This is a genomic window from Stieleria neptunia (assembly GCF_007754155.1).
Taxonomy (GTDB): domain Bacteria; phylum Planctomycetota; class Planctomycetia; order Pirellulales; family Pirellulaceae; genus Stieleria; species Stieleria neptunia.
Genome location: NZ_CP037423.1, coordinates 2447495 through 2474103 on the forward strand (window position 1 = coordinate 2447495; position 26609 = coordinate 2474103).

The 26609-nt window shown below is 60.8% G+C and carries 22 protein-coding genes; 9 read left to right on the forward strand and 13 right to left on the reverse strand.

Translation table 11 applies throughout. The annotated features are described in order from the left end of the window. Positions 1-75: 75 nt before the first annotated feature. From Enr13x_RS08550 to Enr13x_RS08570, 5 genes are all read right to left on the reverse strand, one after another. The gene (locus tag Enr13x_RS08550; RefSeq protein ID WP_145385622.1) at positions 76-888 is read right to left on the reverse strand and encodes an inositol monophosphatase family protein; all 813 of its coding nucleotides are present in this window, start codon (positions 886-888) and stop codon (positions 76-78) included. A 166-nt stretch (positions 889-1054) separates the two neighbouring features. After that, complete coding sequence (gene infA / locus Enr13x_RS08555; RefSeq protein ID WP_094411247.1) at positions 1055-1276, reverse strand: translation initiation factor IF-1; 222 nt, start codon at positions 1274-1276, stop codon at positions 1055-1057. Positions 1277-1291: 15 nt separating this feature from the next. Then, on the reverse strand, positions 1292-1705 hold the full coding sequence (gene rpsI / locus Enr13x_RS08560; protein WP_145385623.1) for a 30S ribosomal protein S9: 414 nt from the start codon (positions 1703-1705) through the stop codon (positions 1292-1294). Between the two features lie 100 nt (positions 1706-1805). Then, entirely contained in the window at positions 1806-2237 is a 432-nt protein-coding gene (gene rplM / locus Enr13x_RS08565) for a 50S ribosomal protein L13 (RefSeq protein ID WP_145392189.1), read from the reverse strand. Between the two features lie 376 nt (positions 2238-2613). Further along, positions 2614-3999 (reverse strand): cryptochrome/DNA photolyase family protein, encoded by a 1386-nt coding sequence (locus tag Enr13x_RS08570; protein ID WP_145392190.1) that lies wholly within the window; start codon positions 3997-3999, stop codon positions 2614-2616. Positions 4000-4185: 186 nt separating this feature from the next. Here Enr13x_RS08570 and Enr13x_RS08575 point away from each other — a divergent pair, with 186 nt between their 5' ends. Beyond that, the gene (locus Enr13x_RS08575) at positions 4186-5523 is read left to right on the forward strand and encodes an A24 family peptidase (RefSeq protein ID WP_197455878.1); all 1338 of its coding nucleotides are present in this window, start codon (positions 4186-4188) and stop codon (positions 5521-5523) included. Here the strand turns inward: Enr13x_RS08575 and Enr13x_RS08580 are convergent. Next, on the reverse strand, positions 5440-6900 hold the full coding sequence (locus Enr13x_RS08580; RefSeq protein ID WP_145385624.1) for a GntP family permease: 1461 nt from the start codon (positions 6898-6900) through the stop codon (positions 5440-5442). The two genes, Enr13x_RS08575 and Enr13x_RS08580, sit on opposite strands and share 84 nt — an antisense overlap. 486 nt (positions 6901-7386) lie before the next feature. Here Enr13x_RS08580 and metF point away from each other — a divergent pair, with 486 nt between their 5' ends. Next, positions 7387-8277 (forward strand): methylenetetrahydrofolate reductase [NAD(P)H], encoded by an 891-nt coding sequence (gene metF, locus Enr13x_RS08585; protein ID WP_145385625.1) that lies wholly within the window; start codon positions 7387-7389, stop codon positions 8275-8277. Between the two features lie 49 nt (positions 8278-8326). On the opposite strand, the gene Enr13x_RS08590 is transcribed toward metF, so the two are convergent. Continuing rightward, positions 8327-9151, reverse strand: coding sequence for a hypothetical protein (locus Enr13x_RS08590; RefSeq protein ID WP_145385626.1), 825 nt, complete (start codon positions 9149-9151; stop codon positions 8327-8329). 192 nt (positions 9152-9343) lie between these two features. On the opposite strand from Enr13x_RS08590, the gene Enr13x_RS08595 reads away from it, so the two are divergent. The 3 genes from Enr13x_RS08595 to rfbA are packed head-to-tail and all read left to right on the forward strand — an operon-like array spanning position 9344 to position 12641. Next, positions 9344-10696 carry a prolipoprotein diacylglyceryl transferase gene (locus tag Enr13x_RS08595; protein WP_145385627.1) on the forward strand — a complete coding sequence of 451 codons (1353 nt, stop codon included), beginning with the start codon at positions 9344-9346 and terminating at the stop codon, positions 10694-10696. Further along, on the forward strand, positions 10693-11760 hold the full coding sequence (gene rfbB, locus Enr13x_RS08600; RefSeq protein WP_145385628.1) for a dTDP-glucose 4,6-dehydratase: 1068 nt from the start codon (positions 10693-10695) through the stop codon (positions 11758-11760). The genes Enr13x_RS08595 and rfbB overlap by 4 nt, the downstream gene beginning before the upstream one ends. Continuing rightward, entirely contained in the window at positions 11757-12641 is an 885-nt protein-coding gene (gene rfbA / locus Enr13x_RS08605) for a glucose-1-phosphate thymidylyltransferase RfbA (protein ID WP_145385629.1), read from the forward strand. Before rfbB ends, rfbA begins: the two co-directional genes overlap by 4 nt. Before the next feature lie 66 nt (positions 12642-12707). Here the strand turns inward: rfbA and Enr13x_RS08610 are convergent, their stop codons facing one another. From Enr13x_RS08610 to proB, 3 genes are all read right to left on the reverse strand, one after another. Next, complete coding sequence (locus Enr13x_RS08610; RefSeq protein WP_145385630.1) at positions 12708-13532, reverse strand: hypothetical protein; 825 nt, start codon at positions 13530-13532, stop codon at positions 12708-12710. A gap of 445 nt (positions 13533-13977) precedes the next feature. Beyond that, positions 13978-15159, reverse strand: a complete 1182-nt coding sequence (locus tag Enr13x_RS08615; protein ID WP_145385631.1) for a S1 family peptidase — start codon at positions 15157-15159, stop codon at positions 13978-13980. A gap of 98 nt (positions 15160-15257) precedes the next feature. Next, on the reverse strand, positions 15258-16409 hold the full coding sequence (proB, locus tag Enr13x_RS08620) for a glutamate 5-kinase (protein WP_231744166.1): 1152 nt from the start codon (positions 16407-16409) through the stop codon (positions 15258-15260). Between the two features lie 313 nt (positions 16410-16722). Here proB and Enr13x_RS08625 point away from each other — a divergent pair, with 313 nt between their 5' ends. Beyond that, the gene (locus Enr13x_RS08625; protein WP_145385632.1) at positions 16723-18336 is read left to right on the forward strand and encodes an amidophosphoribosyltransferase; all 1614 of its coding nucleotides are present in this window, start codon (positions 16723-16725) and stop codon (positions 18334-18336) included. Between the two features lie 2 nt (positions 18337-18338). Here Enr13x_RS08625 and Enr13x_RS08630 read toward each other — a convergent pair whose 3' ends face one another. The 3 genes from Enr13x_RS08630 to Enr13x_RS08640 form a co-directional block, all read right to left on the reverse strand. Next, positions 18339-19439, reverse strand: a complete 1101-nt coding sequence (locus tag Enr13x_RS08630) for an acyltransferase family protein (RefSeq protein ID WP_145385633.1) — start codon at positions 19437-19439, stop codon at positions 18339-18341. Positions 19440-19803: 364 nt separating this feature from the next. Next, positions 19804-20754 (reverse strand): ribose-phosphate diphosphokinase, encoded by a 951-nt coding sequence (locus Enr13x_RS08635; RefSeq protein WP_145385634.1) that lies wholly within the window; start codon positions 20752-20754, stop codon positions 19804-19806. Next, entirely contained in the window at positions 20747-21547 is an 801-nt protein-coding gene (locus tag Enr13x_RS08640) for a sugar phosphate nucleotidyltransferase (RefSeq protein WP_145385635.1), read from the reverse strand. The genes Enr13x_RS08635 and Enr13x_RS08640 overlap by 8 nt, the downstream gene beginning before the upstream one ends. A 574-nt stretch (positions 21548-22121) precedes the next feature. Between Enr13x_RS08640 and Enr13x_RS08645 the strand changes: the two genes are divergently transcribed. From Enr13x_RS08645 to Enr13x_RS08655, 3 genes are all read left to right on the forward strand, one after another. Beyond that, the gene (locus tag Enr13x_RS08645) at positions 22122-23117 is read left to right on the forward strand and encodes a lysophospholipid acyltransferase family protein (protein ID WP_145385636.1); all 996 of its coding nucleotides are present in this window, start codon (positions 22122-22124) and stop codon (positions 23115-23117) included. Positions 23118-23455: 338 nt separating this feature from the next. Then, positions 23456-25984, forward strand: a complete 2529-nt coding sequence (gene uvrA / locus Enr13x_RS08650) for an excinuclease ABC subunit UvrA (RefSeq protein WP_145385637.1) — start codon at positions 23456-23458, stop codon at positions 25982-25984. A 337-nt stretch (positions 25985-26321) separates the two neighbouring features. Beyond that, positions 26322-26585, forward strand: a complete 264-nt coding sequence (locus Enr13x_RS08655) for a hypothetical protein (protein WP_145385638.1) — start codon at positions 26322-26324, stop codon at positions 26583-26585. Positions 26586-26609: the final 24 nt, after the last annotated feature.

The window sequence follows — 26609 nt, forward strand, 5'->3', positions numbered from 1 at the left end:
GGTCGTATCTGTCCCATTCGCCCCATAGCGCTGGAATGGTGGGTGGCACCTTTCAGCCTTTCAGCCTTTCAGCAGTTACGCAGGGTGATGCTTCGACGTGATCGCCAGGGCGGCGTCGTAGAGGCCGGGGCAGCTTGCCAGCACGCTGGACGGTTCCAGACCCAGCGGGTTTCCCTGGGCGTCGGAGATTTTGCCTCCGGCTTCGGTCACGATCAGTTGGCCGGCGGCGAAATCCCAGGGCGACAGCTTGTACTCGAAGAACGCCCCGAACATGCCGTTGGCGACGGCACACAGGTCCAGCGCGGCGGTTCCGAAGCGGCGGATCCCGTGGATGTGGTGGCCAAAAAAATCTTCGATCGCCGCCAGGGTCGATCGCATCATCGCGCCGCGGTCGTAATAAAAGCCGCAGCCGATCAGGGCCGTGGACAACTCGGTCGCCGCTGATGTGCCGATGGGGTCGCCGTTGTGGCTCGCCCCCTCGCCTCTCACCGCCGCGTAGGTGTCGCCGCTGATGGGGTTGTGGACGACACCAACAGTCGGAATGCCGTCGCGGTAGTAGGCGATCGAGACGGCGAAGTGCGGGACATGGTGGAGGAAGTTGTTGGTGCCATCGAGCGGGTCGATGACCCAGAGGTGCTCGGCACCGGTATCGCCTACCAAGTCTTCCTCGCCCATCAGTTCGTGATCGGGGAATTTCTCGGTGATCAGATTGGCGATTACCGATTGGCTTTCCAGATCCGCATCGCTGACCAGGTCGTAGCTCTTGCCGCCGATGTCGGACTTGTCGCGCAGCTCGACCCCTTCGTGCCAGTAGCGATGCAAGACGTGGCCGCCGGAGTAGGCGGCCGACTTGGCGGTGCGGAGGATCGATACCAGGTCGCTGGGCATGGACGGCTCGGGCGAATTGCTGCGACTGGTGAGCGGGCGGGATCGGGATGCCGTCTCGTTTCACCCGTGGAGCGCAAGCTGGAAGCTTACGCCACTTTCTTACGGACTCTGTAACGAGACGTCGGCAAAGTACTCGAGGCTTGCCCGCGTACGTTCCGCTTGACCGCTAACGTTCTCGGTAGGTGATGCGACCCTTGGTCAAATCATAGGGCGACAGCTCGACGCGGACCTTGTCGCCTGGAACGATACGGATGAAGTGCTTGCGCATCCGTCCTGCGACGTGCGCCATGACTTCGTTGCCGGTTTCCAATTGGACTCGGAACCGGGTGTTGGCGAGGGCCTGTGTGACAGTGCCCTCGACTTCGAACGCTTCTTCTTTCTTTCCCAACTGTTTTCCTAGGGTTTATCGTTTGCTGAACTGGACGCCACGTCGGGCACCGCGCAAACCAGGTTTCTTTCGTTCCTTCATGCGAGAGTCTCGCGTCAGGAACCCGCCATCCCGAAGGGCATCGTGAAGCGACTCGTCGTAGCTGACGAGTGCACGACCGAGTCCCATACGAACCGCTCCGCTTTGACCGGTCAGACCGCCACCGGTGACACGCACGACGACGTCCAGCTTGTCCGCGAGTTCGACGGCGGCAAGGGCTGCGGTGATCGCAGCTTGATCTTGGTCGTTGACGAAATACTCGTTCAACGGTTTTCGGTTGATCGTAATCTTGCCTTCGCCGGCACGGACGCGGACGCGAGCGACGCTGCTTTTGCGTCGTCCGGTTCCAAGAGCGTCACCGTTGATCTTGTCTTTTTTGACCAGGGTCATCAGTAGAGTCGGTAAATGAGTCGTTTGGAGGGTGGTTTCAAGGTGCCAGCCGAGCGAGACAGACGCGTTGGGCTGGCCAAATCGAGCTGGCCAAATCGGGCTAGCTAACTTTCTTGCCCTTCCGGGCCAGCGGCTTCGGATCCTGGGCGACGTGCGGGTGATCGGGGCCGGCATAGATCTTCAGTTTCTTGATCATCTGGCGGGCCAATTTATTTTTCGGCAACATCCGGCGGACGGCGTGGAAGATCAAATCTTCCGGCTTGCGTTGCTGGCGATCGGCGTAGCTTTCCAGCTTCAGCCCCGGGTAGCCGGTGTACCAGGTGTAGTGCCGGTCGTCCATCTTGCGGCCTGTCATCGCGACCTTGTCCGCGTTGGTGACGATCACGAAATCGCCGCAATCAACGTGCGGGGTGTACTGCGGGCGGTGTTTGCCCATCAGGACGACAGCGATGTCACTGGCCAAGCGTCCGAGTACCTCGTCAGAGGCGTCGACGACGTGCCAATTCTTTTCAACTTGGCCGGGTTTGGCCATGTAGGTAGGTTGCGTCACGGAAACAGTTCTACGGGTAACGGAAAATGTGCGGTCGGGCGAAGGTCAAACGGAAGGCTCAGCACAATGGGGCGATCGATCTGGTCGTTGCCAGTCTGGTCATTGCCATCGGTGCGGTCGCTGCAATTTTGACGTGCAGGTCGGCCGTGCTGTCAGGCACCCTTTGTCTTCGGCTGCGATTTCAGCCGGTTTATCACGGCGCCATCTCGCTTGGAAGCTGAGCGAATCGAGTTCGCGGGTCTGCCGCCGATGAAAGACCGAGAACGGTCCTCGGGCGGAGGATTCGGAAGCGTATCGACACCCGCGCAGCTCGGCAAGGGCTTTTCAGAGTTTTCGGGGTCGAAAATGGGATGCGGCCTCAACTTTCGAAACGACTTAAGTACTTCGTCAGCCGAAGTTTCTTGCGAGCGCTGTCGCTGGTCATGTAGCGCAAACTCCCAAAGATGGGGCGTTTGGGACCCCAGGCCCGGTCGTATCGCCCCAACACCCAGAAAATGCCGCTGTACGAATTGGGGTCACGCCCATCGAGTCCATATTTATTGTTCAGGTGGATCATGAACTCCAGCGCCTGCTCGGCGGACTCGGTCCAGTGCAGGATTTTTTTGCCCCACAGCATTCGCATGTAGTTGTGCATCACGCCCTCGCGGACGAGTTGCCGCTGGGCCGCGTTCCAGAGCTCGTCGTGGGTTTCGGCCGCCTCGAATTGCTCCAGCGTGTAGGTCACCGGACGCTCGTCGTCGGCCGTTGCCGCGATCGATTTCTTGGCCCAATCGGGCAGCGACTCGATTTTGTCGTATTGGTCAGGCTCGCGAAACGCCAGGTTGAAGCCCATTTCACGCCAGGTCAGGATCTGGTCCAAAAACCCTTCGGCCGGTTCGCTGGTGTTCCAAAAATCGTGGTTTTTGCCGTTCGCATCGGAGGCCTGGTCCGGCGTCCATTCTTCGTGATCCAAGACCCGTTCGACGATTTCGTGGGTGGCGATGTGGCCGAAATGCAGGTGCGGGCTCAGTCCGGTCGTGGCTTCTTCGTCGGGGTGATTGCGGTCGGTGTGGTAGACCTGAAGCCGTTCGGCCAGAAAGCGGTCCAAGCGTTTCTCGGCGTCCGCACTGCCGCCGGTCACCACCGGACTGGGGGCGACGTCATGGTCGATCGGGATCGCCGCCAAACCGTCGGGTTCGAGCAGTGCGTCCAAGTCCGCCGGCTTCCATTTTCGCGTCACCGACGCCGGTAATTTGTCCAGTTCGGGCATTGAAACGTCGCCCAGCGGGTCGGGTTCGGGCAATTCGGTCAGACAATCGAGGATGTTTTTTTGCATCCAGCGTCGATAGCTGTGTGCGACCGTGAACGTCCGACCGGGCAGCCGCATCGGCACGACGCCATTGCCGTCGACCAGTTCCAGCGGCACCGGCAAGCGATCCTTGACCGCATCGATCATGTCGGGCAGAAAGAAGCACGGGAATTCGTCGGTGACCACCGTGCAGGCTTTTTCGGCCAATTTCGCCAGCAACGGCGAACCGCGACCGGGTTTCGGTTCGACGTACGGGAAATAAGTCACCGGTTTGTCGCGCAAGGCGTCGGCGTTGTCGCGCATGCCTTCGATGATGAAGCGATGGATGCGGTCGCTGGCCCAGCGGTAGCGGACGCGGAGCGGTTCGAAGATCACCAGCGGTTTACCGAGTGCTTCAGCCCGGTCGACGGCATGTTGGAGCGCGAAGCTGTAACGTGTTCGTCGCGACGCGATCATCCAGTACAACACGTACTGGCCGTCGCGTTGCAAGGAACGGGAATTCGCCTGAGAGAGTCGAATCTCGGGGATTGGCATCTTGGTTCATCGACGGGGGGAATTTTCAAGCAAGACTGTAGCGGACGTCACCACGGCGATAGTATTGTGCCAGAGCAACCGGCCCGGCATTCAATCGGATCTGACAACTTGACGCGAAATCGACTGCGAAAAAAACTTCCCCTGCTGGCCACGCTGACCGCGATCGCGCTTGTCGCGGCCGCCTACATCTTCGGTTTGGCGTCGATCCAGTCGCGAATGTATGCCTTTTACGACTTCGAGGATCTGATCCAGCCGCGGTTGATTGATGCGACGATCGTCGGCTGGCTGCTGTTTTTCTGCAGTTCGATCGGCAGCTTTTTGAACGTCGTCGCCTGGCGGATGCCGCGCGGCGAAGGCATCGGAGGTCACTCGCATTGCCCGCGTTGTGCCAACACGTTGAAGATCCAGGACAACGTCCCGGTCTTGGGTTGGATCTCGCTGGCCGGGCGTTGTCGGTTTTGCTCGCTGCCGATCTCCCGCCGTTATCCGATCGTCGAAGCGCTGGTCGGGGTCTCGCTGACGCTGATCGGAATCACACAGCTGTATTCGCTTTCGCTGCCGGCGCAATTCGTCCACTGGCATGGCGGTCCGCTTTGGACGCCCCGGGTGTCACCGCAGTTGTTGGCGATTTTGACCTACCACACCGTCGCGGTTTCGACGCTCTGGGCGATGGCGTTGATCCGGATTGATGGGACGCGATTGCCGACCCGATTGATCGTGTTTGCCGGCATCGTTGTGGTCGCTGCGATGCTGGCCTATCCGACCGTGATGGTCGTCCCTTGGCAGGCCACTCGGCCGCTGTACTGGGTACCCGAGGGGCTTCATGTCGATGCGATCATGCGGGTGGCCACCGCGTTGGTTGCGGCGGCGTTGTTCGGACGCGTGCTCGCCAAGGGGCTTTGTCCGACGGCCGATCTAAAGCTGGATCCGCTCGGCGGCGGTACCCGGCGGCTGGTCGATTTGATCGCGATGCTGTCGATCCCCGCCATCGTGATCGGCTGGCAATCGATGCCGGCGTTGGTGATCGGTGCGGCGATCTTGTCGTGGCTGCTGCGTCCGTTGCTGCGCTGGATCCCCATCAATGACGGGCCGAAGGGCCAGATCGCCGATCGTGGTGCGATGGAATCGTTCGCGTTTGCATTGCCGTTTGCGTTGACATTGCATCTCGTGTTTTGGCGTGTGCTTTGGGAAACGCCGTACTGGCCGAGCGACCAGAGCAGCCGCAACGTGATCATCGTCGCGGCGTTGCTGGTGTTGGTGGTGCCGTGGTTCGTCCGCGACCGCACCGCCGCCACGGCTGTCGCGTCCTCGGTCGCCGTCGCCGAAGACCGGGTTGGTGAAGCGGAGATCGCCGCGGAAGGGTCAACCGACGAATTGCCAGAACACCATGGCGATGGAGAATCCGATCAACGAGATCAGGGTCGAGATCACACCCCAGGTGCGTAGCGTCTGGGCTTCGGACATCTGGAAATAGCGAGAGATCATCCAGAACCCGGAATCGTTGACGTGGGAAAACCCGGTCGCTCCGGCCGCGATCGCCACGGTGATCAGTGCCAATTGCGGCTGGCTCATGCCATCGACAAAATTTCCCATCAGACCGGCCGCGGTCAACATCGCGACGGTTGCCGACCCTTGCGCGACTCGAATCAGCGTCGCAAACACCCAGGCCAACAACAGCACGGAGATTCCCGAATCGCGAAAAATTTCCTCCATCGCGTCGGTGATCCCCGTCGCGGCCAGCACGCCCTTGAACACACCACCCGCTCCGGTGATCAGAATGATGATCCCCGCCGGGCCGAGCGCCTTGGTCGAAATCTCGAGCAGCGTCTCGCGGTCCACGCCACGCTTGGTGCCCAGGAAATACAACGCAAAAATCGTTGAAAACAGCAGCGCCATCACGGGGTGCCCGATGAACGTGATGAACTGCACCACGGGCGATGCGGCGGCCAACGTCGCGGCGAGTTGTGTGCCCCGCTCGTCACGCGTCAGGCCTTCGGGCAACCCGGCCGCGATCCACTGTTCGACGATCGTGTTGGCCAAGATCAATGCGATCGGCAGCGCGATCAAAAATAAAATGAAACCGAAGGACGGCAACGCGACTTGCTCTTCCTCCTCGATCAACGGGGCCGGCGGCAAGTTGATCTCCACGCCCTTGGACAGCTTCACGCACAACCACGGGCCGCACAGAATCGCCGTCGGCAACCCGACCATCACGCCGAACAGAATCACCCAACCCAGATTGACCCCCAGCAGATACGCCACGGCAACCGGCCCGGGCGTCGGGGGGACGAACGCGTGGGTCACGGCCATCCCCGCGACCAACGGCAACCCGAAATGCAGGAACGGCCGTTTGGTGTCGCGGGCCAGGGCGAACAGCAGCGGCGCCAAGATCACCAAGGCGACGTCCAGAAAGACGGGGATCGAGATGATGAATCCGGTCAACAACATCGCCCATGAAGCACGCTTCGGGCCGAAGATGCGGACCAGGTGATTGGCCAGGGCCTGAGTCCCGCCGCTGTGTTCCAGGATCGCGCCGAAGATCGCGCCGATCCCGATGATCGTCGCGATGAACCCCAGCGCGCTGCCCATGCTCTTGACGATCGTGTCGGCGACTTGGGTCAGCGGGACCGCTTCCGGATTGACCGTCCGACTGGTCGCGGCGACGAAGACCGACACGACCAACAGAGCCAGAAACGCGGATAATTTCAGCTTCAGAATCAGCACCAACAGCAACGCGATGCCGAACACCAGCAACGCGATCAGCGGACCTGCCGGCGGCGTCACCGACTCGGTTTGCCCCCACAGCGTCGCAGCAGAAGTCATCGACGAGAGATCAACTGGGGGAAGCAAAGGCACATCGATCAACGGAGGCACCGTGTGGAGCAGGCGGAAAGGCGGAAGGGGATGCCCGAGAAGCATTCAGCGGATCCGGAGTCGCTGGCGGGAGCGGCGAGTCTAGGCGGGTGGGAACCGTGGGTCAAGATTTGGCCCTTAACGGGACGTGATGGAGAAAGGGGCGTGACGAGTGCGCCGGTGTGCAGGCTTGAGGGGACGACGTCTTTTCTGGGGCGTCGGGGCGAGCCCTCCGGACGACGGCCCGGAAGGGCCGTCGTACGTGCGAAATGCCCTCCGGACGACGGCCCGGAAGGGGCCGTCGTACGTGCGAAAAGCGGTCGCCTTGAGCTGGACGGTCCCTGGCGGGAAGCCTCTGTCCCACTCTTTCTGAGACTCACGCATTGCGAATTTGATCGGACAGCTACAATGGGTGTCCGTTTCAGTACGACTTCCCACTCCGATCTTCGGTCCCAGATGAGTTCTCCGATCAAACTTGCCGATCACTTCAACGGCGAGCAATGCGCGATTTCGTTCGAATTATTTCCGCCGAAAACCGACGCGGGCATGGATCTGCTGGAAAAGAACGTCGAGCGATTGAAGGCGTTTCAGCCGAGTTTCTTCACTTGCACCTACGGCGCCGGCGGTTCGACCCAGTCGCGCACGTTGGATGTCGTCCAGCGGGTGCGGGAGATGACGGGGTTGCCGGTTGCGTCGCACCTGACCTGTGTCGGATCGACCGTCGAGCAGCTCCGCGAGTATTTGGCCGAAGCCAAGCGGCGCGGGGCGGATTACATCGTGGCCCTGCGTGGCGACCCGCCCAAGGGCAGCGAATCGTTTCAGGCGGTCGAAGGCGGATTGCGGTACGCCAATGAACTGGTCGAGTTGATCCAAGCGAGTTTTCCCGACCAGTTCGGCATCGCGGTCGCCGGTTATCCGGAAATTCACCAGGAAGCGCCCGATGCACAAACCGATCTCGACAACCTGAAGCGAAAGGTTGATGCGGGGGCGGACGTGATCGTCACACAACTGTTCTACGACAACGATGACTTTTATCGTTTTCGTGATGCCTGCCAGACCGCGGGGATCAGCATTCCGATCGTGCCCGGGATCTTGCCGGTGACCAATTTCAAACAAGCACTTCGGATCGCCGGCATGTGCAAGGCACGGATTCCCGACCAGATGGCAGCGGCGATGAACGAAAACGACGACGCCGACTATCAATTCAAAGTCGGCGTGGATCACGCGCGGGTGCAAACGATCGATTTGATCGAAAACGGCGTCCCCGGGATTCACTACTACGTGCTCAACAAAAGCGACGCGGCGGGCCAAATGCTGGACGGGTTGTCGCTGGGCGTTCAGTCGTAGTGTGACACACCGGAGAGGCTCGCGCCCTTCCGCTACAAGTTGCGCACGACTATCTCGGAAACGCCGCCAGCGGCACGTCCCGATAGAGGGTCAGCATGCCGGCGACCTCGTCGAGACGTTGCTGGCTTTCCTTGCTCAGCCCCGGTTTGAATTTGTACGACGAGACAAATATCCTGGAGCGCGTCTGGGATTTCAGTGTCAGCGTGACGGTTTGGGGAATCAAACCGTCGGCCGCGATGGTGTTTCCCAGGTTGATTCTGGCAAACGGTGGCGTGCCGAGCTTGCGAACCAGATTCACTCGGGCGACCCAATCGGTGAACTCGGCAAAGCGATGCGGTTGAGCCGCCATCGACGGCTCGGCGGTCGTGACGCTGTAGTGATAGTCGCCGAATTCGATGCTGTAGCGATTGTCTTGGTTCGCCTCCTTGGTCGTTTCGGCGTCGATTCCCAACCGGGTTTCCAGGCCTTCGTTGGTTGCGAACAGTCGAAATCGGGCCGCGGCGGTCACAATCTCTTGATGGGTGATCGTCGCTTTGACGTGGTCGACGCGTGAGAGCAGGATGACTTGGGAATTCACCGGATCGATCAGCGTCACGTCGCGCGGTTCGGTCAATCCAAAGTCGTAGGCCTTGCCGCCTTTGAACAGCAGCAGGTGGCGGTCCTGGAGTTGCAGTTTTTCGTTGCCGAGTACTTCAAACACCTCGACGGTGACCTGGAATGCTTCGCCGGGAGGAATCGGGACGTTGGCGGCGGCGAGCCGGAGCTGGGGCGGTTCGGCCGCGTTGGTGCTTGCCAACACGAGCAGGCTGCACCAGGCAAACATCAGGGTTGCCGCGAACCGCTTGGGAGCGATGGATTGGGAAGGCCGCATCATGCTGGCGATCTCGTGGGTGTGGTTCGTGATCGGGGGGTCGGCATCGCGTGGTCGGTAACGCGTCGTCGGTATCCGGGGGGATTGCGAGGCGACCTGGACTTTTTCACTCTCTGGAGCGTAGAAAAGGGAGTCGCCGGTGGTCTAGGCCAATGTCACCGGGTTTTTCGCAACTTCAACGCTTCACCAACATCGATGCAACGCACGCTTTTCTTTATTCCCCACGAAATCGGGCCGTTTCCCGTGTTTGGGTTCGGCTGGGCGCTGGGGATCCTCGTGCTGGCATTGGTCGTTCGACTGGTTTGGGCCCAGCGTCAAATCAGCCGGATGGGCGGCCAGCACGGTGAACGCAAGCAGGGCGAGCGCGGTCACGACGAGCATCGACCACCGACGCTCGGCCAGGTGATGGCCGGTGAAGGCTTGTTTTGGGCGATCGCGGCGGGATTGGTCGTTTTTATTTTGCCCAACGTCGAACTGGAAAACGTCGCCGGAGATCCGGTCGGGATGGCGATCCGCGGCTACGGCGTCTTCTTGGTCCTCGGTGTCTCCAGCGCGATCGCGCTGGCGGCCTACCGAACCGAGCGCGCCGGCATGAACCCCGAGTTGATTTTCTCTCTGGCCCCCTGGGTCTTCATCGGGGGCATCGTCGGTGCACGACTGTTTTATGTGATCCAGTACCGCGACCAGTACATCGGGGAGACGACACTGGCAACGATCAAGAACATGCTGGCGTTCACCGAAGGCGGACTGGTCGTCTACGGTTCGTTCATCGGCGGCTTCCTCGCCTTCCTGATTTTCACCTTCCGGAACAAGATCCCGCTGCTGCGTTTCGGCGATGCGATCGTGCCGTGCATCTTCCTGGGCGTCTTTTTCGGACGAATCGGCTGCCTGCTGAACGGTTGCTGTTACGGCGGACGATGCGAACCCGGTTGGGCGTCGCTGCAGTTTCCGCCGATCACCAAGGTCTATCAGGAACAACTGACCAGCGGCGAATTGCTGGGCATGGACATCGATTTGAAAACAGGCAAAATTCGTTCGGTGGTGCCCGACAGTGTTGCGGACGAACTGGGCATCAAGGCCAACGACGTCTTCGAAGCCGGTGACTTTGACCGGCGACCGTTCCAGCAAGCCGACCCCGCGACTGCCGAAGAAGAGGTCGTGCCGGGATGGATGATGCGGATTTCCGGAACGACCCATGTGTTGTCCCCCGACGATCTTCCCGAGCGGGCGTTGCCGGTGCGTGCGGCGCAACCGATCAGCAGCATCAGTGCCCTGGTCCTCTGCATCGCACTTTGTGCCTTGTCGCTGATGATCACGCGCACCGGCGCGTTGATGTTCATCGGGTTCGCTTCGTATGCAGTGTTGCGGTACGTGCTGGAGATCGTTCGGGTGGACGAGGCGGGGCAATTCAACACGTCGCTGTCGATTTCACAGTGGGTCAGTGTCGTGGTGTTCTGCCTCTCGATCGCTGCATTGATCTGGCTTTATTTCGTCCGCACGGAAACGGTCGATGGCAACGGCGCGGCGACTCCAGGGGTGGCTAAGTGAAAATCTTGATCACCGGTGGGTGCGGATTCATCGGCAGCAACCTGATCCGACATTTGCTGACGTCGTCGGACCACCGGATCGTCAACGTGGACAAATTAACGTACGCGGGCAATCCGAACTCGTTGGCCGACTTGGCCGACGATGTCCGTTACACGTTTTGTCAGCTCGACATCGCGGACCTGCAGGCAATGCGCGGCGTCTTTGCCCAGCATCGTCCCGACGCCGTGATGCATCTGGCCGCCGAGTCGCACGTCGATCGTTCTATCGATGGACCTGCCGCATTCATCCAGACCAACATCGTCGGCACGTTCCAGCTGCTGACCGCGGCGGCGGAATACCACCAAGGCCTGGCGAGCGAACGCGCCCCGTCGTTTCGTTTTCTGCACGTCTCGACCGATGAAGTCTATGGGGCACTCGGTGCGACCGGCGAGTTCTCCGAGTCGACGCCCTATGACCCGCACTCGCCGTACTCGGCCACCAAAGCCGCATCGGATCACCTGGCGCGGGCTTGGAAAACGACATACAACTTGCCCGTGATCGTGACCAATTGCAGCAACAACTATGGGCCGTATCAGTTCCCCGAAAAACTGCTGCCGTTGATGATCATCAAGGCGCTCGGGGAACAAGAGCTGCCCGTTTATGGCAAGGGCGAAAACATCCGCGACTGGTTGTACGTGCTGGATCATGCCCGAGCACTGTGCAGTGTGTTGGAGAACGGACGCGTCGGCCAAACGTACAACATCGGCGGGGATAGCCAGCGGCGCAACATCGATCTGGTCCGCTCGGTGTGCGGCATCCTGGACGAGTTGCACCCCAGACGCAGCGGGCGGTACGAGGAGTTGATCACGTTTGTTCCCGATCGGCCCGGCCATGATTTCAGGTACGCGATCGATTCGACCAAGATTCGCAGCGAACTCGGTTGGCGTCCGCAGTTTGATCTGGAAACCAGTCTTCGCCACACCGTCCGCTGGTACCTGACCCATCGCGATTGGTGGCAAGCTATCCTGGATGGGAATTACCAACTCCAGCGACTCGGCCAGGTCTCAAAGGCGGATCCATCATGAAGGGCATCATTTTAGCTGGCGGCAGTGGCAGTCGGCTGGCGCCGCTGACGGCGGCGATCAGCAAACAGTTGTTGCCCGTCTATGACAAACCGATGATCTATTATCCGCTATCGACGTTGATGTTGGCCGGTATCCAAGACATCTTGCTGATCAGCACCCCCAGTCACACGCCGTTGTTTCAGTCGTTGTTGGGGGACGGTTCGGCGTGGGGGATTCAGATTTCTTACGCCGTCCAACCACGTCCCGGCGGGTTAGCCGAAGCGCTGATTCTGGGGGAAGACTTTCTGCAGGGCCAACCGAGTTGTCTTGTGTTGGGGGACAACGTGTTTTACGGCGAGGGCCTGATCCAACTGCTCCGCGGTTCGGCGAAACTGGTCCGCGGTGCAAAGATCTTTGCCTATGAAGTGCGCAATCCATCGGCCTATGGCGTCGTCTCGTTTGATTCGGCCGGGCGGGTGATCACGTTGGAAGAAAAACCGGCCGAGCCGCGGTCTAGTTTTGCCGTCCCCGGTTTGTATTTCTTCGACCCCCAAGCCAGCGAGATTGCCAAGCAGTTGTCGCCTTCACCGCGCGGCGAGCTGGAGATCACCGATTTGAATCGCGTTTACCTGCAACAGGGTGCATTGGAAGTGAAAGTGCTGGGGCGCGGGATCGCCTGGTTGGACACGGGCACGCACGAGAGCTTGCATGACGCCAGCAGCTTTGTCGGCGCGATCGAAAAACGCACCGGGCTGAAGGTTTGTTGTCCCGAAGAGATCGCGTTTCGAAACAACTGGATCGATCGCCAGGGGCTCGCACGCTGTGCCGAATCCCTCCGGCACAGCGAGTATGGACGCTATCTCCGCAAGTTGCTCGAGCATCCGATCACGCATCGCAGCTAAACGATCGTGGCGAAGCGTAGGGCATGCGATGCAAGCCGGTTGTCATGCACAGCATGACCTACGCGACTACGCGACTTTCTTGAAATCCAAGCCGGCGTTGTTGGCACCGTCCAACTGGAACGTGAATCCGTTCGGTCCCAGCGTCAGCTTGCCGGCCATCTGCTGCAAGTCGTTGCTGCGAACCAGCGTCAATCGTCCGTCGGTCACCCGGTATTGGCCCGAGAACTGGCTGGTCTTGCCGTCCTTGGAGACGATCCAGGAGAACGTGCCGCTGTCGTTCAAGTTCAATTGGATCGTGACGTTGCTCGGCAGTGCTGCCCGAAAGCTGCCGATGTGTTGGGGCGTGGTTGTGGAGGCTGCGACCGCAGTCGTCGAGGTCGGTGCCGGGTTCGAAATGTTCGCGGTGGAGGTGGTCGCGGTGGAATTCGCCGCGGCGAGCGACGCGAGGGCTGCCAGCGCGGACGATTCCGCATCGGGCGTGGCCGCCGGCGTCGTGGCGGGTTGTTGGGACGTCAGTTGCTGGGACGCCTGCGGTTGGACGGTTTGTGGCGTGCCGGTTTGTTGCGGTGCCGCCGTTTGCAATGCGACTTGAGCCCGCGGCCGCGGGCGGACGGCTGCGACGGACGATGCGGTGGAAACCGGCGGGGCGACCGCGGCGGGTTGCGACGTCTGATGCAGCGCCGGGTTGAAGGGCGGCCGAGCGTTGTGGATCGGTGGCGTCGTCGGCAAGGTCGTCCGATAGTTCGACGCGGCTCGGCCATAGCTCCCGTAAACCGGGGCGTAAGAAACGCGTCCCCCGCGCCCGCCACAGGCCGAAGCGGTCGGAACGGATTGAATCGAGACGGCGGCGATTGTTGCGGCGACGAAGATTTTTTTGGCAGTGCGTTTCATGGGTCGAGATCCGGAAGAAAGGATGTTGGGTTGCGGCGTTGAGTTGCCGTTCAAACATCCAAGCGGATCTCGTGGGAGAATGTTTCAAGTTTCAAGTTTCAAGTTTTCTGACGCTAACGTTTTCTATGTTTGTTCGCGATGCAGCCCGAAGGGCTGGCACAATGCTTGCCGGTGGTGTCAGCCACCGAAATGGAAAGACCTCGATCACGGAGGCCTGAAAGGCCGGCACAATCGGTCTCATGAGCTGCGGGTAATGCTAAAAGCTGGGGAATTGTGTCGGCCCGCTGGGCCTCAGAGATTCCGTGTAACCATCTCCGGTGGCTCACGCCACCGGCATGCACTCTGCCGGCCCTCCGGGCCTAACAGACTTCGCCAGTCCGGCGAAACGCGATACATAGAAAACGTCAGAGTCAGGAAACCTGCAACCTGAAACCTGTCCCTCCCCCTACTCGGCCAACCAGGCTTGCAGGGTCGCTTGGGCGGTTTGTTGGTCGGGTTTCGGTTTGAGATCTTGTTCCATGGCGGCGGCCAGGCGGGCGACGTAGTCGATGGTGCTTTCCAGGGCTTCGTCGCTGGCGGTGGCGTCGAGTTTGGCGACGTAGAAGATGACGTAGCCGGAGGCGGTTTTTTCGACCGCCCAGGCGCCCAGTTTGGTGGCGGTGTTCTGACGCATCAGACGCATCAGCAGCGTTTCACCGGGGGCCTGGTCGGTGGTCTGCACCGTCGACCAGATGCGGCGGATGTCGGCCCGACCGTGGTACTCGGTGTTTTTGGCGACGAAAACCGCTTGGGTTTTCGATCCGACGCTGCGATCGATCTGGTAGTGGCCGCTGGCGTGTTTGGTGTATTCGATCCCGGCTTCATCGAGCAGCACCTTGGCCGGCAGCGGGGCGCTTTTCCAGGGGCTGTCCAGCATCGGGCGGATTTCGGTGATGTCGACACAGAAGCTGACCAGTGGACTTTGCGGGGAGAACGACTGGGCCAATCCGACCAACTTGCCGTCTTCGTCGACGATCGGGCCGCCGCTGTCGCCCGGCTTGATCGGGCTCTGCGTTTCCAGGGCCATGAAGTCATGTTCGCCGTGGGTGGATTTGAATTTCTTTTGGTACACCGATCGAACGGTGCCGGCGGTGTAGACCCAGAGGATTTCGCTATCGCCGGGGTTGCCGACCAAAGCGACTTTGGCGCCCGGCGTCGTGCTGTCGTCGGCCATCTCGATCGCTTCGATGCCCGATGGCACCCGGGGCAATTGGATCAGGGCCAAGTCGCGTTTGCGATCGACCGCGACGACATCGCCCTGGATGCCCAGTTTGAGGATGTTGTTGAGGTAGAATTTGCGGCGGACGGCGAGCTTGCCGGCGGTTTGGGTGGGAAAGAAGACGACGGCCTTGCGGCTTTCGCCGATCACGTGGGCGTTGGTCAACAGCAGCTTTTTTTCGGCGTCGACGTAGACGCCGGTCCCCGCGGAGGTTTCGTTTTCGGCGTTGCTGGTGATCACCCACGCGGTACTTTTGAGCGTCTTTTGATAGCCGGCCGAATCGGCGCGGAGTGGACGGTCGGGCAGGGCGATCAGGCCCAGGGCGATGAAGAACGGAAAGAGCAGCGTTTTGGGGGTCCAAACGGGCATGGCGGCACCTGGCGACAGAAAGGACGCGGCGAATTCATTTGCCGCGTGGCGGGCGGGTCTGTTTCACCAAGCGGAGAACGCCGGGGAGTGTTACCGCCTCAGATTCGCAGCGTCATGTTGTCGCGATGGACGACCGAATCGTAAGGCCGGTGCCCCAAAATGCCGGCGATCATGTCGCTGATCTTGCCCTTGATCCGGTCGACTTCTTTGGAGGGATAATTGCACAGGCCCCGGGCGATTTCGTTGCCATCGTGGTCGACGATCGCCACCACGGCCCCGGCGTTGAACTTGCCCTGGACCGCATGGATTCCGATCGCCAACAGGCTGCGGCCGTTTTCGCGGAGTGCCCGCGCCGCTCCGGCATCCACGATCAACTGACCTTCGACTTCCGCCGAACCACTGATCCAACGGCGTCGCCCGCGGAGGGTTCGCTGGGTGGGCAAAAACAGCGTTCCGATCGAATCACCGCGGAGGATCTTTTCCAGCACCGCGTCGTCGCGCCCGGGGCCGATGATGACGGAGTGTCCGTGGGCGGTCGCCAGCTTTGCCGCCGACAGCTTGCTGGACATGCCGCCCTTGCTGAGCGTGCTGCGATGATCTTGGGCCAGTCCCAAGATTTCCTCGTCGAGCGATTTCACCAAGTCGATACGTCGGCTGCCGGTGGCGTCCGGGGGACCGTCATAAAGTCCGTCGACATCGGACAGGATGATCAGCAAGGCTTGATCCAGCAGGCCGGCGACTTGTGCGGCCAGCCGATCATTGTCGCCGAATGTTGTCATCAATTCAGCGACGGCGACGGAATCATTTTCATTGACGATCGCCACGGCGCCCAATTCATGGATGCTCGCCAACGCATTTCGGACGTGCAGGTAGCCGTCGCGGCGGCGCAGATCGTTGCGGGTCAGCAGCACTTGTGCGGCGTGCCGGCCGCACCCGGCCAACGCTTTCTCATAGGCCTGGATCAGATCGGCCTGTCCGACCGCGGCGACGGCCTGCAGTTTCGCCAAATCGGTCGGGCGTCGGTCCAGATTCAGTTTTCCCATGCCGGCGCCCACCGCCCCGCTGCTGACCATCACCGTCTGGCGTCCCGTGTCGGCGATCTGACATAGGCCCTCGGCGAGCGATTCGATGCGGCGGCGATCCAATTTGCCTTGGGGATCGGTCAACACCCGCGTGCCGACTTTGACGACGACGCAGCGTGCTCCCTCGATCGCGGCGTGACGCAGCTGGCTGGAATCCGAATCAGTCACAAAGGCAACAAACGGCGAGGAAGTTTGGATGGAACGCGAAAAACCAGTTCCGGCGGACGTTCTCAGGTAAACTGTCGAAGCGACAGAACGTGCGGACACGATAACTTTAGACCCGACGATCGGCTATCCGGCAACCGGCGGGGGATTGGCCAAACCGCGTCAAATTTTCGAAAATCGAATCCTCCCCGCGACTGGGCGGTTCGACAAATCGGTCTGCATTTGGACAATAGGCACGTAGACATCAGCGACGAGTCTTTTGCTCGCTGCGATCCCATGATCCCCCCCTCTCAACGTTTGACGAGCAAACCCCGGCATGAGCGAGTTGCATCACGAATGCGGTGTCGCGGCGATTTACCATCTTTCCGGCCGCGGGCGGAGCCCGATGTGCACCGACGAGGGGCCGCGTCAGATCTCTCGGCTGCTTCCCCGGATGTTGCTGGATATCCAGAACCGCGGCCAATTGGCTGCGGGGATGTCCACCTATGATCCCGATCGAGCCAAATTGCTGCACACGCGGAAAGACGTCGGCACCGTCACCGAGGTGTTTCGGCTCAACCACCGCGCCAAATGCGAGTCCCTGATGCGCGGTCTGGCCGGGCGTGCGGCCATCGGTCACGTCCGCTACGCCACCTGTGGCCAGGACGACCGCAGTTACGCCCAGCCGTTTGTGCGGGATCACATCCACAAACGAAAATGGTTCAGTTTTTGTTTCAACGGCCAGCTGGCGAATTATGGCGTCTTGAAAGAACGTTTGTTGGCCGACGGTGACCATCACCTGACACTCGATACCGACACCGAGATTATCCTGCACGAAATCGGCCGGGTGCTCAGCCATTCGACCGAGCGGATCGAATGGATCGATGTGCTGCGACAAGTCGCCGGCGATTTTGACGGTGCATACTCGTTGGCATTGTTGACCGCCGAAGGCGAAATGATCGTCGCCCGTGATCCGCTGGGCATCAAGCCGATGTGCTATGTCCAAGAAGGCCCCCTGTTTGCCGCAGCCAGCGAAAGTGTCGCGCTGCTGAACCTGGGGTTTGAAACCGATCAGATCAAATCGCTGCCGCCGGGACACGCGATCATTGTCAGCCCCGAGTCCGGGTTTCGGATGGAACAATTCGCGCCGGTCCAAAAACCCGCCCACTGTTTCTTTGAATGGATCTACTTCGCCAACGTCGCCAGCACGTTGGATGACCGCAGCGTTTATATGACCCGGACACGACTGGGGGAAGAACTCGCTCGCTGTGAACGCGAACTCGGTCGCGTCCCGTTGGACGATCCCGACACGATCATCGTCCCCGTGCCGGACACCAGCAAAGCCGCCGCCGACGCGATGGCCTATCAACTCTCCATCCCCTGCCGCGAAGGCTTGATCCGAAACCGCTACGCCGGTCGAACGTTCATCGAAGGCGGCCGGGCCCGCAAAGTCAAAGCGGCGACGAAATACACGCCGCTGCGGGAAGTGATGGAAGGCAAACGGATCATCCTGGTCGAAGATTCGATCGTCCGCAGCACGACCATGAACGTGTTGTTGGATCGGATTCGCGAAGTCGGCGGGGCCAAAGAGATTCACGTTCGCGTGGCTTGTCCGCCGATCGTCGCGCCCTGTTTTTACGGCATCGACATGAGCACGATCGATCAGTTGATCGGGCCCAAGTATTTCGGCACCGAAGGCGAATTGAGCGATGAAGCCCAGCAACGGCTCGCCGATGACTTGGGCGCCGACTCGCTCCGGTATCTGCCGGTCGAAGCGCTCGCACGCGCCATCGATCTGCCAGCGGACAATCTGTGTCGGGCCTGTGTGACCGGGAATTACCCGACCACCTGTGGCCAACACCTCTACCAGATCGCGCTGGACAACCGCGGCAACAAGATCGATTCCGGGCGAACCTACGAACAGCTCGCCGCCGCACTCAGCGAGCAGTGACGCTACTCCGCCGCCACCGTCGCTGTGGCCTCTTCGCCACTGCGATAGCGTTCCCAACGCGTCCGCAACCAGTTCGTGATCGGGCCTTCGACCCGCGTGGTCACCAGCGTCGCCAGGCAGAACGCGAACACGACGGCCAAACCGAAACACACCACCGGCGGATAACCGCTGTGGTCCAGTCGGTGGATCAACACGCACCCCAAGTTGTTGTGGCACAGGTAGAGCGCGTAGGAAATCGTGCTGACGAACAACAGCGGGCGGAATCGCAAGAGCGGCATCTTGCCATACGCACACGCGGTCACCAGCCCCAGGATCAGTGCCGTCGCCGCCGGGTTGTGTTTGCCGTGATCGATGCTGTGGAAGACGAAGGCGGCGACCACGATGCCCGCCAGATTCTGCCACATCCGACCCGTTTTGGTTTTGATCATGTACAGCAGGAACCCCATCGCAAACAACGGCACGAAATCCAGCAGCATCAGTCGCCGGGCGGCCGTTGCGAGCGAGAACCACCAGGTGCCCGTCGCGGTCGATTCCACCGCATCGAGCGTTGGACAGACGAAATACGACAAGACCAGCAGCGATCCCCAACCGATGAAGTAGCGTCGCAGACCGCCGGATCGATACAAGGCCACCAGCGTGAAGTAGAACATCATCTCGACTTGCAGCGTCCACATCACCGGATCGACACACTCGTGGCCGAAGATCCGCGGCAGCAACGTCAAATTGGCGGCGAACTGTGCCGTCGTGATGCCGATCTCGTTGAGCGGCGCGAAGCTCATGATCCAAAGATTGGCAACGATCACCATCAAGAAGATCGGCAGGATGCGGATCAATCGTGCGGCGACGAAGTCGACGGGTTTTCCGCGTCGCATCAGCGACATGCTGTTGACGAACCCCGACAGGATAAAAAACATCTCGACGCCGTACGCGCCGTAGGGCCATTCGAAACCCAGCGGCGAGGTGTAACCGAATTTCACGCTGTACACGTGCGTGAAATGGAACAACAGTAAATTGATCGCGGCCAGCGCCCGCAGCGAATCCAACTCCAAAATCCGTCGATGCGGCTGGAGAACGTGTTCAGGGGCTGGCGAGTTCTGGGCCATAAGAAAACCGAGATGACCGTTGTGGGGCGTGCGGAGATGATCCTGAAATGTGGATTGCCCGCTGGCCGCCAACGGAGGGTTTTCACCCGACCCGCGATGAGCGGAGCGAAAACCATTCAAGAAACTCCGGATGTGCCGGATGCGCCGTCAGTTTCCTGATTGCCATCCCCGGCATGGCCCCGCAGGCCCGATTCATCGCATCGGCATGAAGTTGAGCGGCAGCTTCCTCGAAGCAGTGACCGAGCCCTCCCCTCGCTGCGCTCGACCCTCCCTGCCAGGGAGGGTTGCTTTAAAAACTGTACGACCTCCGCGCGGGAGGGTTGTTTCTGAACTGGGTGCGGTGTTCCGATTGAGCCCGGACGTATTACCGTTCGCGGAACAGTTCGCTGATCGATTGATCGTGATGGATCCGTTTGATCGCTTCGGCCAACAGGGGGGCGACCGACAGCTGGGCCATCTTGGGCAACATTTTGTCGGCGGCGATCGGAATCGTGTCGGTGACGGTGATCGAATCGACGGGGGCTTCGCGCAACCGTTCGATCGCCGGTCCGCAGAAGACTCCGTGGGTGCAGGCGATGTGGATTTCCGCGGCACCGGCTTCGTGAACCAGTTTGGCGGCACCACAAATCGATCCGGCGGTGCTGATCATGTCGTCAAACATCAGCGCGATCTTGCCTTCGACCGGACCGCCGATGATCGTGCTTTGACGGACTTCCAAGGCGTTGGTGCGTCGTTTGTCGACGATGGCCAGTTTTCCGCCGAGGCGTTTGCCGTGGCCGACGGCGCGTTTGATGCTGCCTTCGTCGGGGCTGACCACGACGATCTTGTCATCGGTCAATCCGCGGTTGCTGAAGTGTTCGTTCAGCACCGGTGCGGCATACAGGTGATCGACCGGGACGTCGAAGAAGCCTTGGATCTGGGCGGCGTGCAGATCCATCGTCAACACGCGATCGGCACCGGCGCGGGCGATGATGTTGGCGACCATCTTGGCCGTGATCGGCACGCGGCCTTCGTCTTTGCGATCTTGTCGCGCGTAGCCATAGTACGGGATCACCGCGGTGACGCGTTCGGCGCTGGCGCGTTTGCAACAATCGATCATCACCAACAACTCGAACAAGTTGTCGTTGACCGGCGGGCAAGTCGGCTGGACCAGGAACACGTCGCGTCCGCGAACGTCTTCGTCCAGTTTGCAGTAGTTTTCCCCGTCGGGAAATTTGCCCAGCGAGATCGCGGCGGGTTCAAGGTGCAGGTGGCGACAGATTTTCATCGCCAGATCGGGATTGGCCCTGCCGCTAAAGATTTTTAATTCACGCATAACCCATCGTCCGCATCTGTTGGTCGACCAATCGAAGTTCGTCGGGATTGTTGATCGACAGTGATTCACACGGTTGCAGCGCCGGCAATGCCGCGACCGGGCGTCCGGATTCTCGCAACAAACGCGCACAATCGGTCAGGTAGTATTCGCCCTGGGCGTTGTCGTTTTTTAACATCGCCAGCGCGTCGAGCAGATCCGGCGTGCGAAACAGGTAGGTGCTCATGTTGACTTCGTTGATCGCCAACTGCTCGGGGGTCGCGTCCTTGTGTTCGACGATCCCAATGAACTCGCCGGCTTCGTTCCGCACGATCCGGCCCAGACCGGTCGGGTCGTCTTTTTTCAGCGTGCCCAACAGCAGGGCCGGTTGGGTTTCGTTGAAATGCTTGAGCAGCGTTTTCAAGCTGGCGGCTTGGATCAAGGGGGAATCTCCCGCGACCACGATCGTGGGCCCGGTTTGATCGGCCAGGAAGTCACCGCAACACTGCACGGCGTGGCCGGTCCCGAGCTGTTCGGCCTGCAACGCGAATTGAATGTTGCTGCCCGACCGCGTCGCCAGTTCTCGCTTGACCGCATCGGCCTCGTAGCCCACCACGACGATCTGACGCGAAATGCCGGCGGCTTCCAACGCATCGATGACGAAATGGATCATCGCACGGCCGACGACCGGGCAGAGGACTTTGGGTAAATCGCTGTTCATGCGGGTCCCCTTGCCGGCGGCCAACACGACCGCGCAGGGGCCGTCGGAAGGCTGGGGTTTGGGGGGAGATGAACCGGAGGGGTCGGGGGAATTCATCGGTCTGGGGATTGGGGGGGACAAACGAAAACCAAATGCTGGGAAGCGGCATGTTCGCTTTCGAGCACCGATCCAACAACCACCACCCCAGCGGTGACAATCGACGAATGCGAAAATAGTGTCCGTATGCCCGGTTTTATCGCGTCGATCAACCCACGTCGGTCGGCCGAAGGTGTTAGCGGAACGGCGCGAGCCGTCCGGTTTCAGCTTGAAAGACCGGAGTCAATGGTGAGCCGCTGGCCGTCAGGCCTCGGGCATCGCGCCGAAATGCCCGGCCGCTGACGCGTCGCGGCTCACTAAGCACCGTCGGAAGAATAAGTGGGATAGGCTTCCAGCCTGTCATGGCGAAAACGACAGGCTGGAAGCCTATCCCACAATCAATCCCCGCCACTTATTCTTCCGACGGTCCAAAACCGACAGCCTGTGACGCGTCCCGCTGGGGTGGCATTTTACTCTGGAGCCGCAAAAATCGCTCTGGAGTCCGAGGCGTCACTTCTGAGACACTCTGGACGGGGGCGTCCGCGGCAGGCGGCGTCAGGTTACGCAAGTCTTTCCCCGTTTCGATCTGATCCCGATGGTCACGCCAATCACACGATTCATGCCCCTCGCCGGCAGGAAACTGGCCGCCGGCTGGAAACCGGCGCGGCAGCGGGCGATCGATTTTTCCAGCTACCTCGTCATTCGGCTGGTCGTCGCGGTGATCCAGACGCTGCCGCTGGACCTGGGCGATGCCCTCTGTCGAGTGTTGGCGACCCTGATTTGCCGTCTCGGGCCGCTCCGAAAACGCACCACGGCGAGCAATTTGAAACAGGTCTTTCCCCACGCCAGCGAGCGTCAGCGGAAGGCGATCGAAGCATCGATGTGGCACTCGCTGATGCTGATGGTCTGCGAAATCGCCTGGGCCCAGCGGCGGCTGCACCTGACCAACTGGTCCCAGTATGTTTGTTTTCGCAACAGCCGCGATATTTTGCGCAACTGTCTGTCCAAACGCCCGACCGTGATGGTGACCGGGCATTTCGGGAACTTCGAAATCGGCGGTTACACCGCGGGATTGATGGGGTGTGAATCGACCACCATTGCCCGTCGTTTGGACAACCCCTTTCTGGACGCCTGGGTCCACCGATTCCGCAGCGCCAAGGGGCAGAGGATGTTGGACAAGGACGGCTGCGCGATCCAGGTCGATCAGCATTTGGCCGACGGCGGCACCCTCGCGATCCTGGCCGATCAACACGCCGGCCCGAAGGGATGTTGGACCAAGTTTCTGGGCGTTCCGGCGTCCTGCCACAAAGCGCTGGCGTTGTTTTCGCTCGGCAGCGGTGCGCCCATGCTGGCCGGATCCACCCGGCGGATCGATGGCCAGCCGATGAAATTTGAATCCGCTTGCGTCGCCGTCGCCGATCCGGAGAATGACCCCCAGGGTGATTGCGAGTCCGTCGAATCGTTGACCAAGTGGTACAACCGACAGCTGGCGATCAGCGTTTCCGAAGCGGTCGAACAATACTGGTGGTTGCACCGACGCTGGCGCGAGCCGCCGCCACGGGTGGCCAAGCGACTTGCCAAGGCGGCTTGAGTTTGCGGTAGGTGATGCTGTACTGCTGTAGGTGACGCTGTGCGTCACGTCTGGGGACGTCGATTCAACTGCTGCTGCTTTTGGCAACCGATTGAGTCTCTCTCCCTCTGGGAGAGACGGCGTTTGCGCAGCAAGCAAACGCCAGAGAGGGCCGGCGGCTCGCGAAAGTCTTGGCGTTTTCCGCTGCGATCAACTCCGTCACTTATACAATTGACGTCCCGAGAAGTGACACACAACGTCACCGACGGTCGCTGGGCCTGATGTCATCGGTTGCCTGATGTCCTAGACTGACGGACCATCACGTGTCTTCGTCCCTTCCCCCGCATCCAGAACGATCGGTGCCGAAATCCCGTTCCGCCAGCTCGATCCGAATCCGCGGCGCGCGGGTTCACAATCTGCAATCGGTGGACGTGGAGATTCCCCGCGATGCGATCACGGTGATCACGGGCGTTTCGGGCAGCGGCAAGAGTTCGCTGGCCTTTGACACGCTGTTCGCCGAGGGACAACGCCAATACATCGATAGCCTGTCGGCCTATGCCCGGCAATTTTTGGATTCGTTGCCGAGACCGGATGTGGATCTGATCGACGGTTTGGCGCCGACGATGGCGATCGATCAAAAGCCTGGCTCGACGAGTGCCCGCAGCACCGTCGCCACGGTCACCGAAATCTACGATTACCTGCGTCTGTTGTTTTCACGCGTCGGGCTACCGCATTGCGGCAGCTGTGGTGCGGCGATCGCCCGCCAGTCCGCCGACGTGATCCGCGATGCGTTGTTGTCCCGACCCGAGGGCAGCAAGCTGGTGTTGATGGCGCCGATGGTGCGCGGCCGCAAGGGAGCTCATCGGGACGTGTTCGAATCGATCCAGGTCGCCGGTTTGGTCCGCGTCCGCGTCGACGGCGAAATGTATCTGTTGGAAGACGCGCCCGAGTTGGCGGTGCGCAAAAACCACACCATCGAAGCCGTCGTGGACCGATTGGTGGTGCGAGAGGGCGTCGAGTCTCGGCTGGCCGATTCGCTCTCGTTGGCGTTGCGGCTGGGCAAGGGGCTGGTGACCGCGGCGGTGCAAGATGAAAGTGGAAACTGGATCGATTCGATCTACAACACCGCGATGGCATGTATCGAGTGCGGGGCCAGCGTCGAAGAGATCGAACCGCGGACGTTTTCCTTCAACAGCCCCTACGGCGCCTGCCCGACCTGTGACGGGCTGGGGCAAGTCGATTCGGGCGATGGGAAAACGATTTGCCCGAGCTGCAACGGTGGGCGGTTGCGCAGCGAAGCGATGGGCGTGACGATCGATGGCGTTTCGATCACCGAGCTGACGGCGATGAATTTGACCGACGCGGCGACTTGGATCGGCGGCCTCGGCCCCACGCTCTCGCCACTCCATCGCGCCGTTGCCAAACCGATCCAGTCCGAGGTGAGTAAGCGACTGGAATTCTTAGACGAAGTCGGCGTCTCGTATTTGACGCTCGACCGCAGCGCCGAAACACTCTCCGGCGGCGAACTGCAACGCGTGCGGCTGGCGACCAGTATCGGCAGCGGCCTGGTCGGCGTTTGCTACATCCTGGACGAGCCCTCGATCGGATTGCATCCGGCCGATCATGATCGCTTGATCCGCTGTCTGCGACGGCTGCAACAAAACGGCAACACCGTCGTCGTCGTCGAACACGATGAAGCGACGATGCGGGCGGCCGATCGTTTGATCGATGTCGGTCCCGGCGCGGGAGCCCAGGGCGGCAAGATTGTTGCAGCCGGAACGCCCAAACGGATCCAGGCCAACAAACGCAGTTTGACCGGACGGTACCTGTCCGGCGTCGACGCGGTGCCGGTCCCGGAAACGCGTCGCGCGGCGGATCGTTTCCTGACCCTGACCGACGTCAACACACACAACCTGAAAACCATCACCGCGCGATTTCCCCTGGGATGTCTGATCGGAATCAGCGGCGTGTCCGGCAGCGGTAAAAGTTCGCTGGTCGTCGACACGCTGCTGCCCGCGGTCGAGTATCAATTGGCCCACGGCAAACGTTTGCCCACCCCGGCAGGCGGGATTGCCCAGTTCGGCAAACTGACCGGCGCGGCGGAATTGGACAAATTGGTGCCGATCGATCAGGCCCCGATCGGGCGCAGTCCACGTTCCTGTCCGGCGACCTACAGCGGCGTGTTGGACGAGATTCGCAAGGTCTTTGCGGCGACGCGGGAGGCCAAAACACGCGGGTTCACGACCAGCCGATTCAGTTTCAACTCGGCCGCCGGACGCTGCGAACTTTGCAAGGGGCACGGCGTCGAGCGGATCTCGATGAATTTCCTCAGCGACCTGTTCGTGACCTGTCCCCGCTGCGGCGGAAAACGTTTCAATCGCCAAACGTTGCAAGTGCGATTCAAAGGCGCCAACGTGGCCGATGTGCTGGCGATGACGATCGACCAGGCCGCCGCGTTTTTTGAAAACATGCCCTCGGCCCATCGCTTGCTCAGCTCGCTTCAAGCCGTCGGGCTCGGTTACATGCACCTGGGGCAGAGCAGCACGACGCTCAGCGGCGGCGAGGCTCAGCGAATCAAACTGGGGACGGAATTGGCCCGCACCTCAACCGGAAACACGCTGTACGTGCTCGACGAGCCGACGACGGGATTGCATTTTGACGACGTCAAACGCCTGGTCGGCGTGCTCCAACGGTTGGTCGATTCGGGCAACACGGTCGTCGTGATCGAGCACGACTTCGACCTGCTGGCCTGCTGTGACTGGATCATCGACCTCGGCCCCAGCGGCGGCATCAACGGCGGCCGGCTGATGGCCGAGGGGACGCCGGAACAAATCGCCGGACGAGCGGACAACGCGACGGCGAGGTTTCTGGCCAAGAAACTACGGTAATCGGGGACGCGGTGGGGAACGCGACAAGTCACCCTCCCTGGCAGGGAGGGTCGAGCGCAGCGAGGGGAGGGTCGAGCGATCGTCGCTGAGCGGTTTCCAGCCACATAGACCCTCCCCGCTCCGAGCGTAAACTCCTCCGCGACCCTCCCTGCCAGGGAGGGTGACTTCTTCACCTGATCCGCATGCCCCTCGCCTCGACGAGGCATGCCGACTTCCCTTTCATCGCCCCAAATGCTTCCTGCGTGTTTGCCGCGCGAAACTGGCTACAATACAGTCGTCCCGGTTCTGTCCGGCTCCGCCGACGCGTCCTCTTCACGTCCTTTTCGAGTGAACTCTAATGAAAAGCATGCTTTTGGCAGCCGGTCTGGTCTGCTTGTCGATGTTCGTCATGACGGGCTGTGGTGGTCATGAAGGAGGGGTGGTTGATGTCCCCTTGAACGAGAACCCCTACCAGATCAGCGAGCAAGAGCAGCGGGCGATGAACGCCAAGATCGATGAAACCTCGGGGCTGTCCGAGGAAGAGATCGAAGAGCTTGAGAAAGCCAAGCAGGAAGCGTTGGAGCAAGATGCCGCGGCAGCGACCGGGCCGCCTGCCGAGTGAAGACGACCGTCCACCAATTTTTCA